Origin of the sequence: Lactobacillus sp. ESL0230 (genome assembly GCF_003692805.1) — a bacterium.
Lineage (GTDB): Bacteria > Bacillota > Bacilli > Lactobacillales > Lactobacillaceae > Lactobacillus > Lactobacillus bombicola.
In genome coordinates this window covers 730,861-744,507 of sequence record NZ_REHI01000006.1, presented here as the reverse complement: position 1 = coordinate 744,507, position 13,647 = coordinate 730,861, and the positions used below count along the sequence as shown (strand labels likewise).

The window sequence follows — 13,647 nt, the reverse complement described above, 5'->3', positions numbered from 1 at the left end:
TTGAGGTAAATAAAATGGCAGATAGTTCAAAGATTGTCTTAGATGATAAAAATAACGGTGAAGAAATCGAAATAGATTCTAGTGTTCTTGAAGTTATCATGGGCATTGCTGCCGAAAAAGTTGACGGAGTTGCCGCAATGCACGGTAATGTTAAATCTGGAATCAATCGCGTTTTGGGACGAGAAAATCGAGGTAAAGGAATTGCAATCAAGCTTGACGATGATTACAATTTGATTGCCGACGTTTATGTAAGTTTTGAAGCTGGCAGTTATGTGCCTAAAGTTGCAATGGATTTGCAAAAATCTTTAAGACAGCAAGTCCTACAAATGACTGACTTGGTTTTGAAAGAAATTAATGTTCACGTGACGGGCTTAGTATTTCCGGATGACCCAGAAGAGCAGCAGGATAATAGGGGAACCTCTCAGCTATTTTCTGACATTGATGAAAAGAGTAAAAATGAATCAACACCAGAGTCGTAGAGTAGCAATGCAAGCAGTGTATTTGGCAAACCAAGAACCAACGTATACTGCTTCTGAAGTTGAAGCTAAAACGGTTGCTACACTTAATCTAAAGGAACTTTCTGCTTATTCAAAAAATATTATTGAAGGCGTGATTGAAAAGCGGGAGGAAATTAAAGCTAATCTTGCCAGTTGTTTAAAAGAAAACTGGCGAATCGATCGAATTAGTCAGATTTTACTTGCTATTTTAGAAGTTGCTTTATATGAGATTAAGTACAGTATGGACATAGAGCCTAGGGCAGCAATTAATGAGGCTTTAAACTTATGTGATGAATTTGCCGATCCCAAAAATAAGCCTTTTATTAATGGTATTTTGGCGAATTTTATTAAAAAATAACTAGTAGTCGGCTGAATAGCCGGCTATTTTTAGTAGAAAAGGAATTATGGATGGCACAACTTTTAGATGGGCAAAAGCTAGCAAATATTCGGGCAACTAAACTTAAAAAGCAAGTAGATGAATTAAAAAAGCAAGGTGTTCAACCTTTTTTTACCGTAATTAATATTGGTGATGATATTAGCAGTAAAATTTATCTTAAAAGTAAAAAAAAGCTAGCTACTAAAATTGGAATTAAACAAAAAATTTTTCAATTAGATTCTGCTACTAGTCAAGCCGAGCTATTGAGCTTGATTGCTAGATTAAACTCTGAAAGTCAGGTTAATGGAATTATGATTCAGTTGCCAGTTCCAAGCCAGATTAACTTAAATGAAGCTCTCTCTTTAATTGATCCGGAAAAGGATGTAGATTGTTTAACACCAAGTAATGTGGGCCGTTTGTGGCAAGGTAATCATTTTGTTGAACCAGCAACTGCTCATGGTATTTTGGCTTTATTAAAGCACTATCAGATTGACCCTAGTGGTAAGCATGTAGTAATCATTGGGCGTAGTAGCATTGTTGGCAAACCACTAGCAGCATTGATGCTAGAGCAAGATGCGACAGTTTCTGTTTTGCATACGAAAACTAATAATCTCGCTAAATACACTAAAGAAGCTGATATATTGGTGTCTGCAGCTGGACAACTGGGACTAATAACGGAAAAAATGGTTAAGGACAATGCAATAGTGATTGATGTAGGGATTAATCGTATTGGCAATCAGATAGTTGGTGACGTTGATTTCCAAAATGTAGCACCTAAAGTTAGTTATATTACCCCTGTACCTGGTGGGATTGGTCCACTTACAGTTGAATCACTAATGGAACAAGTAGTGAAATTAGCAAGGAGAAAAAATGGCAGATGATAAGTATCTTTCCGTAACTGATTTAAATTATTATATTACGCAAAAATTTAAAAATGATCCGTATTTACATAAAGTTTTTTTACAAGGTGAACTATCTAATTTTCGGTATCGACGTAATTCACACCAATACTTTTCATTAAAAGATGAGAAGTCTAAACTAAATGTTGTCATGTTTCGGACCTATTTTGACAAAGTTAACTTTAAGCCTGAAGAGGGGATGAAAGTTTATATTACTGGCTATGTTAGCGTTTATGGACCACAGGGAACTTATCAATTTTATGCCGAAACAATGGAACCGGCAGGCTTAGGTGCCTTATATGAGCAATTGCAACAGCTTCAACATAAATTAGCGCAAGAGGGATTATTTAACCAAGAACACAAGCAACCTTTACCACATTTTCCTGATCGAATAGCGGTTGTTACTAGTGCATCTGGAGCTGTAATTCATGATATATTGGTTACGGTTAATCGCCGCTTTCCGCATGCACAAGTTGACTTATTTCCAGCCCAAGTTCAAGGAGATCAAGCGGCTGACTCATTAGTTAATGCAATGAAACAAATAATGGCTATTAAAGATAAATATGATGTAATGATTATTGGTCGTGGTGGGGGCTCACTTGAAGATTTATGGCCGTTTAATGAAGAACGAGTTGTTCGGCAAATATATGAGATGCCAGTGCCAGTAATTTCTTCTGTAGGTCATGAAACTGATACTACATTATGTGATTTAGTAGCTGATGTTCGGGCGGCAACACCAACAGCGGCGGCAGAATATGCCACTCCTAATTTGACCAATGAATTAGCTAATATTCATCAACTCCAAAGTAGTATGCTTGCCAGTATGCAAAATATTATTCATGCCCGCCGAGAAGCTTTAAAGCGGATTGATAATTCGGTTATTATGCGTGAACCCACACGACTTTATGATGAACAAGCTCAGACTTTGGATTTCTTAAAAGAGCAACTTAGGCGGAACATGGTGCGACTCTTAGAGCTTGCGCAACAAAAGTATCAATTAACAAGGCAACAATTATTAGCTAAGAGCCCTAAAGATAGAGTAAAACAATACGAAGAAAGGGCTAGTTTTTATCGACAAAAATTGGATACTAATGTAAAAAATATTTTACAGGAAAAAAGACATGGTTTAGCTAAAATTGGGCAACAATTAGATGATTATAGCCCACTTAAAACTCTTGATCGCGGTTATGTTTATGTAGTTAATGAGCAAAAGCAGACAATCAGTTCAGTTACGCAGCTTAAGCCAAATAATAAAGTCAACCTTAATTTCAAAGACGGTAAAGCAGTAGCAGTTATAAAATATACAAGGAGAATTAAGAATGGTAACGAAGAAAAATAATTTTGAAGAAGAATTAGCTAAATTACAGCAAATTGTAGCTAATTTGGAAAATGGTAATGTGGCCCTAGAGGATGCTTTAAATGAGTTTCAAACCGGTGTTAAGTTAAGTCGAGATTTAAATCAAAAACTGACCGCTGCCGAGCAAACTGTCGCTAAGCTAATTGAAAGCGACGGTTCAGAACATAAAATTGATCCTAATAGTAGTGCTGCACCGGAAGAATAAAAAAATGACTTTTAATGATTTTAAAATAAAATGGACACCAATAATTGATAATTATTTAGCTAGTCACTTAAAATTAGAAGTAAACAATGCAAAATTAAGCGAGATTATGGCTTACTCAGTAATGGCAGGAGGTAAAAGATTACGACCCTTATTGTTTTTAGCAACTTATTCGTCATTGAATAAAGAGATTTCTGAAAAAGAAGTTAGAATTGCTTGTGGAATAGAACTAATCCATACATACTCGCTAATTCATGATGATTTGCCGGCAATGGATAATGATGACTACCGTAGAGGAGAACTAACTAGTCATAAAAGATGGGGCGAAGCTGAAGCTATTTTGGCTGGAGATGCATTACTTCCGATGGGGATTCAGTGGATTGTTGAAGGCAGTAATGAGCCAAAGTTGGTTAAAATTATTACCGCTGCAATTGGTGCAAATGGCATGGTTGGTGGCCAATATCTAGACATTGATTCAACAAATAACAAAAGTGTTGCTAATGATGCTAATTTCATTGATAAAATGGAGTGGCAAAAGACAGGTTGCCTAATACAAGCAAGTGTTGAAATGGCAACAATTCATGGTAAGGCAAGTAGTCAAAGTAGTAAACAACTTGTTGCTTTTGCCAAAGATTTTGGTCGTGCATATCAAATTTATGATGATTTAGTTGATATTGTTGAGACAACCCAAGAAGCTGGGAAAGCAACTCATAAAGACCAAGCAAGTGGTAAAAATAATACTTTAACTTTACTTGGAGCTGAAAAAAGTCGTCAAGAATTGAAAGAACTAATTAAACGGGCAAAGTCTAATTTAGCAAATTTCGATGATTCAGTTTTAGTAGGATTTCTTGATTTGTATCAAAAGGTACTATAAATGACAAAAGAAAGAGCAGATATTTTACTAGCTAAACAAGGATTATTTAATTCACGAACGCAAGCACAACGTGCAATTATGGCCGGACTGGTTTGCGATCATAATCATCAACGAATTGATAAAAGTGGTACAAGTTTTCCCAGTGATGAGCAATTTTTTATTAAAGATTCAGGAAAAAAATATGTCTCACGCGGTGGTTTAAAGTTAGAAAAAGCTTTAAAAGTTTTCAATATTGATTTGACCGATAAGATTTGTCTAGATATTGGTGCTTCAACTGGCGGCTTTACTGATGTGGCATTACAAAATAGGGCGAAATTAGTCTATGCTCTTGATGTTGGTTATAACCAGTTAGCCTGGCAATTACGTGATGACTTGCGTGTAGAAGTTATGGAAAAACAAAATTTTCGCTATAGTAAACCAGAAGACTTTACTAAGGGTTTGCCTGACTTTGCTATGACCGATGTATCTTTTATATCTCTTGATTTAATTATGCCACCTATGTATCAAATTTTAAAAGATCAGTGTGAGGCAGTTTGCTTAATTAAGCCACAATTTGAAGCTGGTCCAGAAAACGTTGGTAAGCATGGTATAGTAAATGATCATCACGTTCATTGTGCGGTAATAAAGCATACGATTGAGCAAGCTTTAGCAATTGGCTTTAATGTGTTAGCAGTTGACTATTCACCGATTAAAGGGGGAAAGGGAAACATAGAGTTTTTAATTCATTTACAAAAAAATGAAAGAGATGGCGGTAAATTAATTTGGCCAAATACGCCCGCAGAGATTGTTGAACGAGCAGTAAAAGGACTTTAGGAGAAAAAGCATGTTAGTTGAACTGGATATTAAAAACTTTGCCATTATTAAGGCTTTAAAGGTTCGCTTTCAAGAAAATATGACAGCTTTAATTGGTGAAACGGGTGCTGGAAAATCGATTATTATTGATGCAGTTTCACTACTAATGGGTGGTCGTAGTCAAAAAGAGATGGTGCGTAGTGGCGAAACTAAGGCAGTGATTACGGGGCTATTTGAAGTTGGTCAATCTAGGCAAATTGCGCAAATCTGTGATAAGTACGGGTTGCCAGATTCAGAAGGACAACTAATTATTAGTCGTGAATTGGCTGTTAAAGGGCGCAATGTTGTTCGGATAAATGGGCAATTGACTACAATTAACGTTTTACGTGAATTAGGCAATTATTTAGTAGATATTCATGGTCAAAATGATCAACAAATTTTAATGAATCAAGACCGCCAAATAGATTTAGTGGATGATTATGCTTCCGCAGATTTTAAAGAAAAATTAGCTCAATACCAAATTGATTTTAAAACATGGCAAAAATTGACTACGCGCTTAAATCATTTACGTAATGATGCTCAAGAATTGGCACAAAAGCAAGATATATTATCTTTTCAAAATGAGGAGTTAAGGGCCGCAAACTTAACTGATCCAAATGAAGACGAGCAATTAGAAGAAGAATATAATGAACTGAATAATTATCAGAAAATAGTTGATACTGCCAATTATTTAATCCAATTATTTGATGATGACGAACATGGAATTGAAGAATTATTAGGAAATGCTCAGAATGCAGCGCAAGAATTAACTGAATACGGGGCTAAATTTAAAGATATTGCTAAAACTATTGATGATGGAGTTTTTGCTTTAAGTGATGCAAGGAGTGAGCTTTCCAATGTTCTTGATGGACTAGATTTTGACGCAGAAAGATATCAATATGTATCTAACCGGATAGACTTACTAAATTCGCTAAAGAAAAAATATGGTCCTAGTTTGACTAATGTGTTTGCTTTTTATAAAAAAGTGCAAAAAGAACTAAATCAATTTGAAACAGGTGGTTTAGATGAAAATCACCTAGAACAACAGGTAATAGAGATTGAACGTAAATTAACCAAAGAAGCTACTGAATTACATCAATTAAGAGAAAAAGTTGTAAATGTACTTGAAGAAAAGATTAAACACGAATTGGCAGATCTTTATATGGCCAAGGCTAGATTTGTAATAGACTTGAAAACCACTAAAACATTCACTAGTACAGGAACTGATGCAGTTGTGTTTTTAATCTCGCCTAATCCAGGTGAAGAATTAATGCCATTAGTTAAAATTGTTTCTGGGGGTGAACAGTCACGTTTGATTTTAGCGCTAAAATCAATTTTTAGTCAGGTAGAGCCAGTCGGAACCATGATTTTTGATGAAGTCGATACGGGAGTTTCAGGCCGAGTATCAGCCGCAATTGGGAAAAAATTACACTCAATTGGGAAAAATAAACAGGTTATTGCAATAACTCATTCTCCTCAGGTGGCAGCGGCCAGTGATCAAAAATACTTAGTGGCCAAAGAAGTAAAAGACGGGGCAACTTATACCCAAATTGGGCCACTTACTCAAGAGGAAACAGTAACTGCAATCGCTGAAATGATGGCTGGGAGTAATGTAACTCAGGCTGCCAAGCAAAATGCAAAAGATTTGCTGAAAAGTTTTAAAGAGCGGAATTAATTATGGAAATTATTGCGAAAAAAGTTTTAGCGAATGAAGAAATTAAACAGGTTAAAACATTAATGAATGAAATTCATACTCATGATCATACATATTCAGATCCGTATTTAAGTAACGAATACAATTATTTTTCAGACATGCCTGCTTTTATTTTGGCCTATCAAAACGATTTGCTGGTGGGCTTTCTGATGATTTATGCAGATGATAAACCGGATGAAGAAATTGATTTATATATATATGTTTTGCCAAGATTTCGACAAAGAAAAATAGCTACGGCTTTGATTAACCGGGCTAAAATAATTTTGAATAAATACGGCTACAGTAATTTTAATTATGCATCTGAGCAAAGATTTTTAGATGAGCATCCCCAATTTTTAGGTAAAACAAAATTAAAAATAGTGGATGAAGAATATAATATGCGGACCCAAAATCCGCTTGCTAATGCAAGTGATAGTCGATTAAAGCAAGATTTAAGCCTATGTTTGTTAACAAAGGATAAAGTTAAAGAAACTGCAGTATTGCACAGTGCAGCCTTTGAAAATGATTTAACAATGTCACTTAATTACCTTACTCAGGGATTACGAAATCTAAATCAATTTAGTTTTGTTTTACTGTATCATAATCAAATTATAGGTTATTGTGCAGCTGATATTAGTAAGTATGCTTATTTTTTTGGCTTATTTATTGCGCACAAGTATTGCAATCGAGGTTTTGGTACATTTTTTATTAAAGAAATAATGTACCATTTGAGAAAAAAAGGCGTAAAAGAATTTGTACTTGATGTAGATGTTAATAATATTCCCGCCATCAAGGCATATTTAGCGGCAGGATTTGAAATAAAAAGTGAAAATGTTTATTTGAAAAAATAGAATTAACTAAAAATACGGACATCAATCCGTATTTTTAGTTAAAGAATTATTTAGGCCAGATCAACTCTTAGAAGGTAATTAATGTCAACAATGTGTAAGAGTTTTTGATTAGTTGAACGCAAAATAAATTTTTGAGCTGAAAGTTGCTGGTTTACTTGTCCGATTTCACTTTGTCCATCTTGAAAAGTCACTAATACATATTTTTGATTATGCATGGCCATTGTAAGTAAAGTTAAAATCTCACTGCTATACTGATTCGTACCATCGGGTTTGTTATTATCGTAATCAAATAAGTAATGATAAATTTTTTTTAGTGAATTCTTCATTTTTGCTCCTCTCATCATCTATGCGAACATTTGTTTGATATATTTATTATAAGAACATTTGTTTAAAAAAACAAGTCTTTAATTCATAAAATTAAAAAACATCTTAACTTGAAAATATCCTTCTTTTAGTGCAAACTAGATATAATAGCTTTTTATAGGGGAGTATGGCATGACAGAAAAAGGTTTGTTACTTGTCCTTTCGGGACCTTCTGGAGTTGGAAAAGGAACCGTTAAAAGTGCAATCGTTGAAAATAAAGTTTTTCCGTTTGAATATTCAGTTTCGATGACAACTAGAAAGCCGAGACCAGGTGAAGTTGACGGGCAAGATTATTATTTTGTTAGCGAAGAGAAGTTTGGGGAAGCTATTAAGCAGGGTGAACTTTTAGAATATAATAAATATGTAAATAATTATTACGGAACACCATTTGCGCCAGTTAAAAAGATGTTAGATGAAGGTAAAGATGTTTTACTTGAAATTGATGTCAATGGCGCAAAAACTGTTAGAGAAAAAATGCCCGATGGTGTATTTATCTTTTTGACGCCGCCAGATTTACATACATTGCATTTACGCCTGGAAAATCGTGGCACTGAGTCAGAAGATGTGATTCTAGGACGAATTAATCAAGCACGTCAAGAAATATTAGTCATGCAAGATTATGATTATGCCGTTGTTAATGATACAGTTGCCAACGCTGTAGATCATATTAAGGCAATTGTTGATGCTGAGCATGTTAGTGTAAAGCGAGTTATTGACACATATCGTAAAATGGTCAGGGAGGATTAAGATGAGAGTTACATATCCATCAATCGATAAATTATTAGATCGTGTAGATTCACGCTATTCATTATCTGTGCTAGCTGCCAAGCGAGCACATGAATTAGAAGCGGGTGAACCAGAAGCGCTTAAAAATTACAAAGCATTAAAACCCGTTGGTAGAGCCCTTGAAGAGATTGAAGCTGGTAAGGTTACCGTTGATTCTAAATCACAAGGTTAACTAATAGTTTAGTTAAAAATTTTATGGCCTCCATCTATAAAGAGATGGAGGCCATTTTTGAAGGTGATTGTTATAATGATTGCGCAAATAATCGTTGACATAGCAGCTAAACAGACAGATCGTATTTTTGAATATCATATTCCTAATGAGCTCAAAGAAGTTGCAGTAGGTTCTCGAGTATTCGTCCCTTTTGGTTCACGCAAATTGCAAGGATTTGTCGTTGGGTTAAGTCAGACAAGCAAGTTTCAAGGGAAACTTAAGGACCTTCTTTTAGTAGTAGATGAACAACCACCACTAACTACTGAATTAGTTGATTTATCTAAAACACTAGCAAATGAAAATTTTTCTTATCGAATTTCTATTTTAAAAGCAATGCTCCCTCGGGTGATGCGAGCAAATTATCGTAAAATCTTAACGCCAATTTCAGATAAAGCTAAAAGAATGCCGCTTTTTAAAAGGGGATTAATTGATTTAACTAAAATAGATGATGCTAAGGAAGTTTCTTTTATCCATAAATTACTGCGACATCATGATGCCAAAATTGAGTATTTAGTCGAAAATCGCGCCCAAGTTAAAATGCAGAATAACTATTCACTTTTACTAAGTAAAAATGAATATATCAAAATTTATGAAACGCTTAGGCAAAATGCCCAAAAGCAAAAGCAGCTTTTAATATATATTATTAAAAATTTCACCAAATTTCCACAAAGGCAAGTAGATTTAGAACAGAATTCTGGAGTTAAAATAGCTACTTTGACTTCTGCTGTAAAAAAAGGGTGGTTAAAAAAAGAACTTACTGAGGTATACCGTGATCCGCTAATTGATGTTACCACTTCAAAATCACAGCAAAGTATCAAACTGACTCCAGCACAAGATGAGGCTCTGGCCAAAATAAACCGTGCAATTGATAATCAAACTGCACAAACCTTTTTATTAGAAGGTGTAACTGGTAGTGGGAAAACTGAAGTATATTTAAATGCAATTAGCCAAGCGTTAACAAATGACAAAAATGCGCTGATGTTAGTTCCGGAAATTTCACTAACGCCACAGATGGTAGCCCAGGTAAAGCAACGCTTTGGACAGCAAATTGCTGTCTTACATAGTGGATTGTCAGAAGGTGAACTTTATGATGAATGGCGTAGGATTCGCCGCGGTGAGGTGCACGTGGTTGTCGGAGCACGCAGTGCCATTTTTGCACCATTAAAAAATATTGGGTTGATTGTTATTGACGAAGAACACGAGTCTTCATATAAGCAAGAAGATACTCCGCGTTACCATGCACGAGATGTTGCTATTTGGCGCAGTAATTATAATTCTTGTCCTCTGATATTGGGTAGTGCAACTCCTTCATTAGTTAGTCGAGCACGTGCTCAAAAGGGAGTTTATCAGCTTTTAAAATTACCAGAAAGGGCTAACAAAAAGAGCTTACCTAAAGTTAAGATTATTGATTTGAAGCAAACTAACTTTATTGGAGATCAACTAGATTTATCCGCTCAATTGCTTGAGGCAATAAAAACTAGAATCGCTAAAAAAGAACAAGTTATTTTATTGCTTAATCGTCGAGGTTATTCAAGTTTTATGCTCTGTAGAGATTGCGGTTATGTTATGAAATGTCCTAACTGTGATCTTTCTCTAACTATGCACAAGGATACCGCGAAAATGCAGTGTCATTATTGTGGCTATGCAACCGCAATTCCGCAAAAATGTCTTAATTGTCAGAGTTTAAAGATTCGTTTTTTAGGTACAGGAACGCAAAAAGTTATGCAGGAGTTAGAAACGCTTTTACCTGCTGCTCGAATGTTGCGCATGGATGTTGATACAACTAGACGTAAAGGTGCATTTAAAAAAATTCTTGATTCATTTGGTCATCATGAAGCTGATATTTTATTGGGTACACAAATGATTGCCAAGGGACTAGATTTTCCCAATGTCACTTTAGTGGGTGTCATTAATGCTGATACAGGACTTTGGTTACCTGACTATAATGCGTCTGAACGGACGTTTGAATTGTTGACACAAGTTGCAGGTCGGGCAGGTCGGGCAGAGAAAAAGGGCGAAGTTATTATTCAAACTTTTAATCCTGATCACTATGCAATAAAATTTGCTCAGACTCAAGATTATGAACGTTTTTATGCGTATGAAATGCGTATGCGACATGCAGGAAATTATTCACCCTACTTTTATACAGTATTAATTTCTATAGCTGCTAAGAATGAACAAAATGTTGCTAGAGAAGCATTTAAAATAAAAAATTGGTTGCAACAACGTCTGCAACGCACTACTATTATTTTAGGACCTGCGCCCAGTGCAGTTTCACGTCTAAAAAATCAGTATTATTATCAAATACTGGTAAAATATAAAAAAGAGGCTAATTTAAATCAGTTGTTACATCAAATTCAAGATTCTGCACAAAAAATAAAAAAATATGGTTTAAATATATATATTGATAACGAGCCTGAACACATTATATAAAGGGGATATGTAAATGACATCTGTAATTTTTATGGGTACGCCTAATTTTGGAGTGCCAATTTTGAAAGGCCTGGTTGAAAACGGTTATGAAATTAAGGCTGTGGTAACTCAACCTGATAAAAAAGTTGGTCGTAAACAAAGCCTTAAAAAAACGCCAGTAAAAATAGTAGCCGAAGAGCTTAATTTACCTATTTTTCAACCAATTAAATTACCAAAGTCACAAGAATTAGAAGCTTTAATTAATTTACATGCTGATTTAATTATAACTGCAGCTTATGGTCAATTTTTACCAAGTAAATTTTTAAATTCAGTAAAAATAGCAGCTGTTAATGTTCATGGCTCACTTTTACCTAAATATCGCGGAGGAGCACCAATTCAATATTCAATAATTAATGGTGATACTGAAACTGGTGTAACCATTATGGAAATGGTAAAAGAAATGGATGCCGGCGACATCTATGCGCAAGAAGCAATAAAAATAGCTGCTACAGATACTGCGGGTACAGTTTTTAATAAATTAGCAATTGTTGGGCGTGATTTATTACTTAAAACTTTACCTCAAATCATTGCTCATCCGAATATAAAAGCGCCACAAGACTCTGCTGGGGTTACTTTTTCACCTAATATTAGTAAGGAACAAGAGCAAATTAAGCTCAATATGACTGCACAAGAAGCAAATAATTTAATTCGTGGTCTTAATCCCAATCCTGGAGCGTACTTAAAGGTAAATGGCAAGCGCTTTAAAGTTTGGCAAGCACGAGTTAGCTCAGAAAAATCAGTTTTACCAGCAGGAAGTTTAGCTAATAACAAAGGTCGCTTTGCTATTACTATGGCGAGTGGAAGTGTGTTAGATTTGACAGAGGTACAGCCTGCAGGCAAGAAAAGAATGCCCATCAAGAACTTTTTAAATGGTCAAGGTGATAAATTTAAAGTGGGAGAAAAGATTATTGACGAATAGAAGTGCCCGTGCAGTTGCCTTAGATACATTGATTCGTGTTTTAGAGAAGGATTCATATTCAAATATTAGTTTGAATAATGAGTTGCAAAAAGCACATTTATCTGCGAATGATTCAAATTTTGCTACGCGTATAGTTTATGGTACTATTCAATATAAAATTTATTTAGAATATCAATTACACGATTTAATAAAAACTAAGTTAAAAGAAATTTATTTAAGACCGCTATTATTGATGTCTGCTTATCAGATTATCTTTATGGATAAGGTACCAAATCGGGCGGTTTTAAATGAAGCAAATAAATTAGCTAAGCAATTTGGCAAAGTTAATTCTAACGGTTTTAGAATAGTTAATGGTGTTTTGCGTGCTTTAATTCGTCGTCAGCCAATTTTACCTACTATAGATAATTTGCCATTTTATTTAAGTGTAAAAGAGAGCGTACCTGAATGGTTAGTTGAATATTTGTTAAAACATTGGGGAGCAGAACGTACAGCGAGTATTCTTTCTAGCATTAATGAACCTGCTAAAAATATAGTCCGTGTTTCGCAAACTACTAATTTGGCTAATGTGATTTCAGAGATGAATCAATTGGGTTTTAATCCACAAGAATCGATATTAAATTTGAATGAATTAATTGTAAGTCATGGTGGAATTAGTAAAACTAGTTTATTTAAAAATGGTGAAATAACTATTCAAGATGAGGCAGCTAGTTTAGCAGTACAAGCTTTTGATTTTGTTGGTAATGAGCAAGTATTAGACGCTTGTAGTGCTCCTGGTGGAAAAACAGTGCAAATAGCAGAAAATATTCCACAGGGGAATGTTATTGCGTTAGATATTCATGAAAATAAATTGCATTTAGTTGAACAAAATTGTCAAAGGATGAAAGTCAGTAAGCGAGTAACAACTAAGGCTCTAGATGCTAGAAATGCTGATCAAACTTTTGCAGCCGGTAAATTTGATAAAGTTTTAGTTGATGCACCATGTTCAGGATTAGGTTTAATTCGCCGCAAGCCGGAAATTCGTTATAATAAGAAGTTGACTGATTTAACTGACTTGCAAAAAATCCAATTGCAAATACTGGATCATGTGTGTTCATTGCTAAGAAGTGGTGGCGAATTAGTATATTCTACTTGTACAATTACACAAGAAGAAGATGAAGATGTGGTAAAAATTTTTCTTAAAAAACATCCGGAATTTGAATTAAAACCATTTAAAGCAGCTAAAATGCAAGCACCTAATGGGATGCTAAAAATTTTGCCAGATGGTTATGGTAGCGATGGATTTTTCATTTCTAAATTTGTAGTACGAGGTTAACGTT

15 protein-coding genes are annotated in these 13,647 nt (G+C 34.8%); 14 read left to right on the top strand and 1 reads right to left on the bottom strand.

Going from position 1 to position 13,647, the window contains the following annotated elements; genetic code table 11:
- The first annotated feature begins 14 nt into the window (after positions 1-14).
- From F5ESL0230_RS05365 to F5ESL0230_RS05325, 9 genes are read left to right on the top strand one after another with little or no spacing between them, the layout of a single operon-like run.
- Positions 15-479 carry an Asp23/Gls24 family envelope stress response protein gene (locus F5ESL0230_RS05365; protein WP_122021902.1) on the top strand — a complete coding sequence of 155 codons (465 nt, stop codon included), beginning with the start codon at positions 15-17 and terminating at the stop codon, positions 477-479.
- A complete protein-coding gene (gene nusB / locus F5ESL0230_RS05360) occupies positions 457-855 on the top strand; it encodes a transcription antitermination factor NusB (RefSeq protein ID WP_122021901.1) in 399 nt (132 codons plus the stop codon). Before F5ESL0230_RS05365 ends, nusB begins: the two co-directional genes overlap by 23 nt.
- Positions 856-905: 50 nt before the next feature.
- The gene (locus tag F5ESL0230_RS05355; RefSeq protein WP_122021900.1) at positions 906-1,754 is read left to right on the top strand and encodes a tetrahydrofolate dehydrogenase/cyclohydrolase catalytic domain-containing protein; all 849 of its coding nucleotides are present in this window, start codon (positions 906-908) and stop codon (positions 1,752-1,754) included.
- Positions 1,744-3,111: an exodeoxyribonuclease VII large subunit gene (xseA, locus tag F5ESL0230_RS05350; protein ID WP_122021899.1), complete on the top strand. Its 1,368-nt coding sequence runs from the start codon at positions 1,744-1,746 to the stop codon at positions 3,109-3,111. The genes F5ESL0230_RS05355 and xseA overlap by 11 nt, the downstream gene beginning before the upstream one ends.
- On the top strand, positions 3,092-3,334 hold the full coding sequence (locus tag F5ESL0230_RS05345; protein ID WP_122021898.1) for an exodeoxyribonuclease VII small subunit: 243 nt from the start codon (positions 3,092-3,094) through the stop codon (positions 3,332-3,334). Before xseA ends, F5ESL0230_RS05345 begins: the two co-directional genes overlap by 20 nt.
- Positions 3,335-3,338: 4 nt before the next feature.
- Positions 3,339-4,205, top strand: a complete 867-nt coding sequence (locus F5ESL0230_RS05340) for a polyprenyl synthetase family protein (protein WP_122021897.1) — start codon at positions 3,339-3,341, stop codon at positions 4,203-4,205.
- The gene (locus F5ESL0230_RS05335) at positions 4,206-5,018 is read left to right on the top strand and encodes a TlyA family RNA methyltransferase (RefSeq protein ID WP_122021896.1); all 813 of its coding nucleotides are present in this window, start codon (positions 4,206-4,208) and stop codon (positions 5,016-5,018) included. It abuts the gene before it with no gap.
- A 10-nt stretch (positions 5,019-5,028) separates the two neighbouring features.
- The gene (recN, locus tag F5ESL0230_RS05330) at positions 5,029-6,711 is read left to right on the top strand and encodes a DNA repair protein RecN (RefSeq protein WP_122021895.1); all 1,683 of its coding nucleotides are present in this window, start codon (positions 5,029-5,031) and stop codon (positions 6,709-6,711) included.
- Positions 6,712-6,713: 2 nt separating this feature from the next.
- Complete coding sequence (locus tag F5ESL0230_RS05325; protein ID WP_122021894.1) at positions 6,714-7,580, top strand: GNAT family N-acetyltransferase; 867 nt, start codon at positions 6,714-6,716, stop codon at positions 7,578-7,580.
- Between the two features lie 50 nt (positions 7,581-7,630).
- On the opposite strand, the gene F5ESL0230_RS05320 is transcribed toward F5ESL0230_RS05325, so the two are convergent.
- Positions 7,631-7,906, bottom strand: coding sequence for a hypothetical protein (locus F5ESL0230_RS05320; RefSeq protein WP_122021893.1), 276 nt, complete (start codon positions 7,904-7,906; stop codon positions 7,631-7,633).
- A 169-nt stretch (positions 7,907-8,075) separates the two neighbouring features.
- On the opposite strand from F5ESL0230_RS05320, the gene gmk reads away from it, so the two are divergent.
- From gmk to rsmB, 5 genes are all read left to right on the top strand, one after another.
- A complete protein-coding gene (gene gmk, locus F5ESL0230_RS05315; protein WP_090092757.1) occupies positions 8,076-8,690 on the top strand; it encodes a guanylate kinase in 615 nt (204 codons plus the stop codon).
- Position 8,691: 1 nt separating this feature from the next.
- On the top strand, positions 8,692-8,901 hold the full coding sequence (gene rpoZ / locus F5ESL0230_RS05310) for a DNA-directed RNA polymerase subunit omega (protein ID WP_118896282.1): 210 nt from the start codon (positions 8,692-8,694) through the stop codon (positions 8,899-8,901).
- A 75-nt stretch (positions 8,902-8,976) separates the two neighbouring features.
- The gene (gene priA, locus F5ESL0230_RS05305; protein WP_122022051.1) at positions 8,977-11,373 is read left to right on the top strand and encodes a primosomal protein N'; all 2,397 of its coding nucleotides are present in this window, start codon (positions 8,977-8,979) and stop codon (positions 11,371-11,373) included.
- A gap of 13 nt (positions 11,374-11,386) precedes the next feature.
- Entirely contained in the window at positions 11,387-12,331 is a 945-nt protein-coding gene (gene fmt / locus F5ESL0230_RS05300; RefSeq protein WP_122021892.1) for a methionyl-tRNA formyltransferase, read from the top strand.
- Positions 12,282-13,643, top strand: coding sequence for a 16S rRNA (cytosine(967)-C(5))-methyltransferase RsmB (rsmB, locus tag F5ESL0230_RS05295; RefSeq protein ID WP_122021891.1), 1,362 nt, complete (start codon positions 12,282-12,284; stop codon positions 13,641-13,643). Before fmt ends, rsmB begins: the two co-directional genes overlap by 50 nt.
- The last annotated feature ends 4 nt before the right edge of the window (positions 13,644-13,647 follow it).

What these genes read in the sequence shown, in the direction of transcription:
- F5ESL0230_RS05345 (WP_122021898.1), top strand. Translation starts at nt 3,092, where the DNA reads ATGGTAACGAAGAAAAATAATTTTGAAGAAGAATTAGCTAAATTACAG.
- F5ESL0230_RS05325 (WP_122021894.1), top strand. Translation starts at nt 6,714, where the DNA reads ATGGAAATTATTGCGAAAAAAGTTTTAGCGAATGAAGAAATTAAACAG.
- rsmB (WP_122021891.1), top strand. Translation starts at nt 12,282, where the DNA reads ATGGTCAAGGTGATAAATTTAAAGTGGGAGAAAAGATTATTGACGAAT.
- recN (WP_122021895.1), top strand. Translation starts at nt 5,029, where the DNA reads ATGTTAGTTGAACTGGATATTAAAAACTTTGCCATTATTAAGGCTTTA.
- xseA (WP_122021899.1), top strand. Translation starts at nt 1,744, where the DNA reads ATGGCAGATGATAAGTATCTTTCCGTAACTGATTTAAATTATTATATT.
- rpoZ (WP_118896282.1), top strand. Translation starts at nt 8,692, where the DNA reads ATGAGAGTTACATATCCATCAATCGATAAATTATTAGATCGTGTAGAT.
- F5ESL0230_RS05320 (WP_122021893.1), bottom strand. Translation starts at nt 7,906, where the DNA reads ATGAAGAATTCACTAAAAAAAATTTATCATTACTTATTTGATTACGAT.
- gmk (WP_090092757.1), top strand. Translation starts at nt 8,076, where the DNA reads ATGACAGAAAAAGGTTTGTTACTTGTCCTTTCGGGACCTTCTGGAGTT.
- F5ESL0230_RS05365 (WP_122021902.1), top strand. Translation starts at nt 15, where the DNA reads ATGGCAGATAGTTCAAAGATTGTCTTAGATGATAAAAATAACGGTGAA.
- priA (WP_122022051.1), top strand. Translation starts at nt 8,977, where the DNA reads ATGATTGCGCAAATAATCGTTGACATAGCAGCTAAACAGACAGATCGT.
- fmt (WP_122021892.1), top strand. Translation starts at nt 11,387, where the DNA reads ATGACATCTGTAATTTTTATGGGTACGCCTAATTTTGGAGTGCCAATT.
- F5ESL0230_RS05340 (WP_122021897.1), top strand. Translation starts at nt 3,339, where the DNA reads ATGACTTTTAATGATTTTAAAATAAAATGGACACCAATAATTGATAAT.
- nusB (WP_122021901.1), top strand. Translation starts at nt 457, where the DNA reads ATGAATCAACACCAGAGTCGTAGAGTAGCAATGCAAGCAGTGTATTTG.
- F5ESL0230_RS05355 (WP_122021900.1), top strand. Translation starts at nt 906, where the DNA reads ATGGCACAACTTTTAGATGGGCAAAAGCTAGCAAATATTCGGGCAACT.
- F5ESL0230_RS05335 (WP_122021896.1), top strand. Translation starts at nt 4,206, where the DNA reads ATGACAAAAGAAAGAGCAGATATTTTACTAGCTAAACAAGGATTATTT.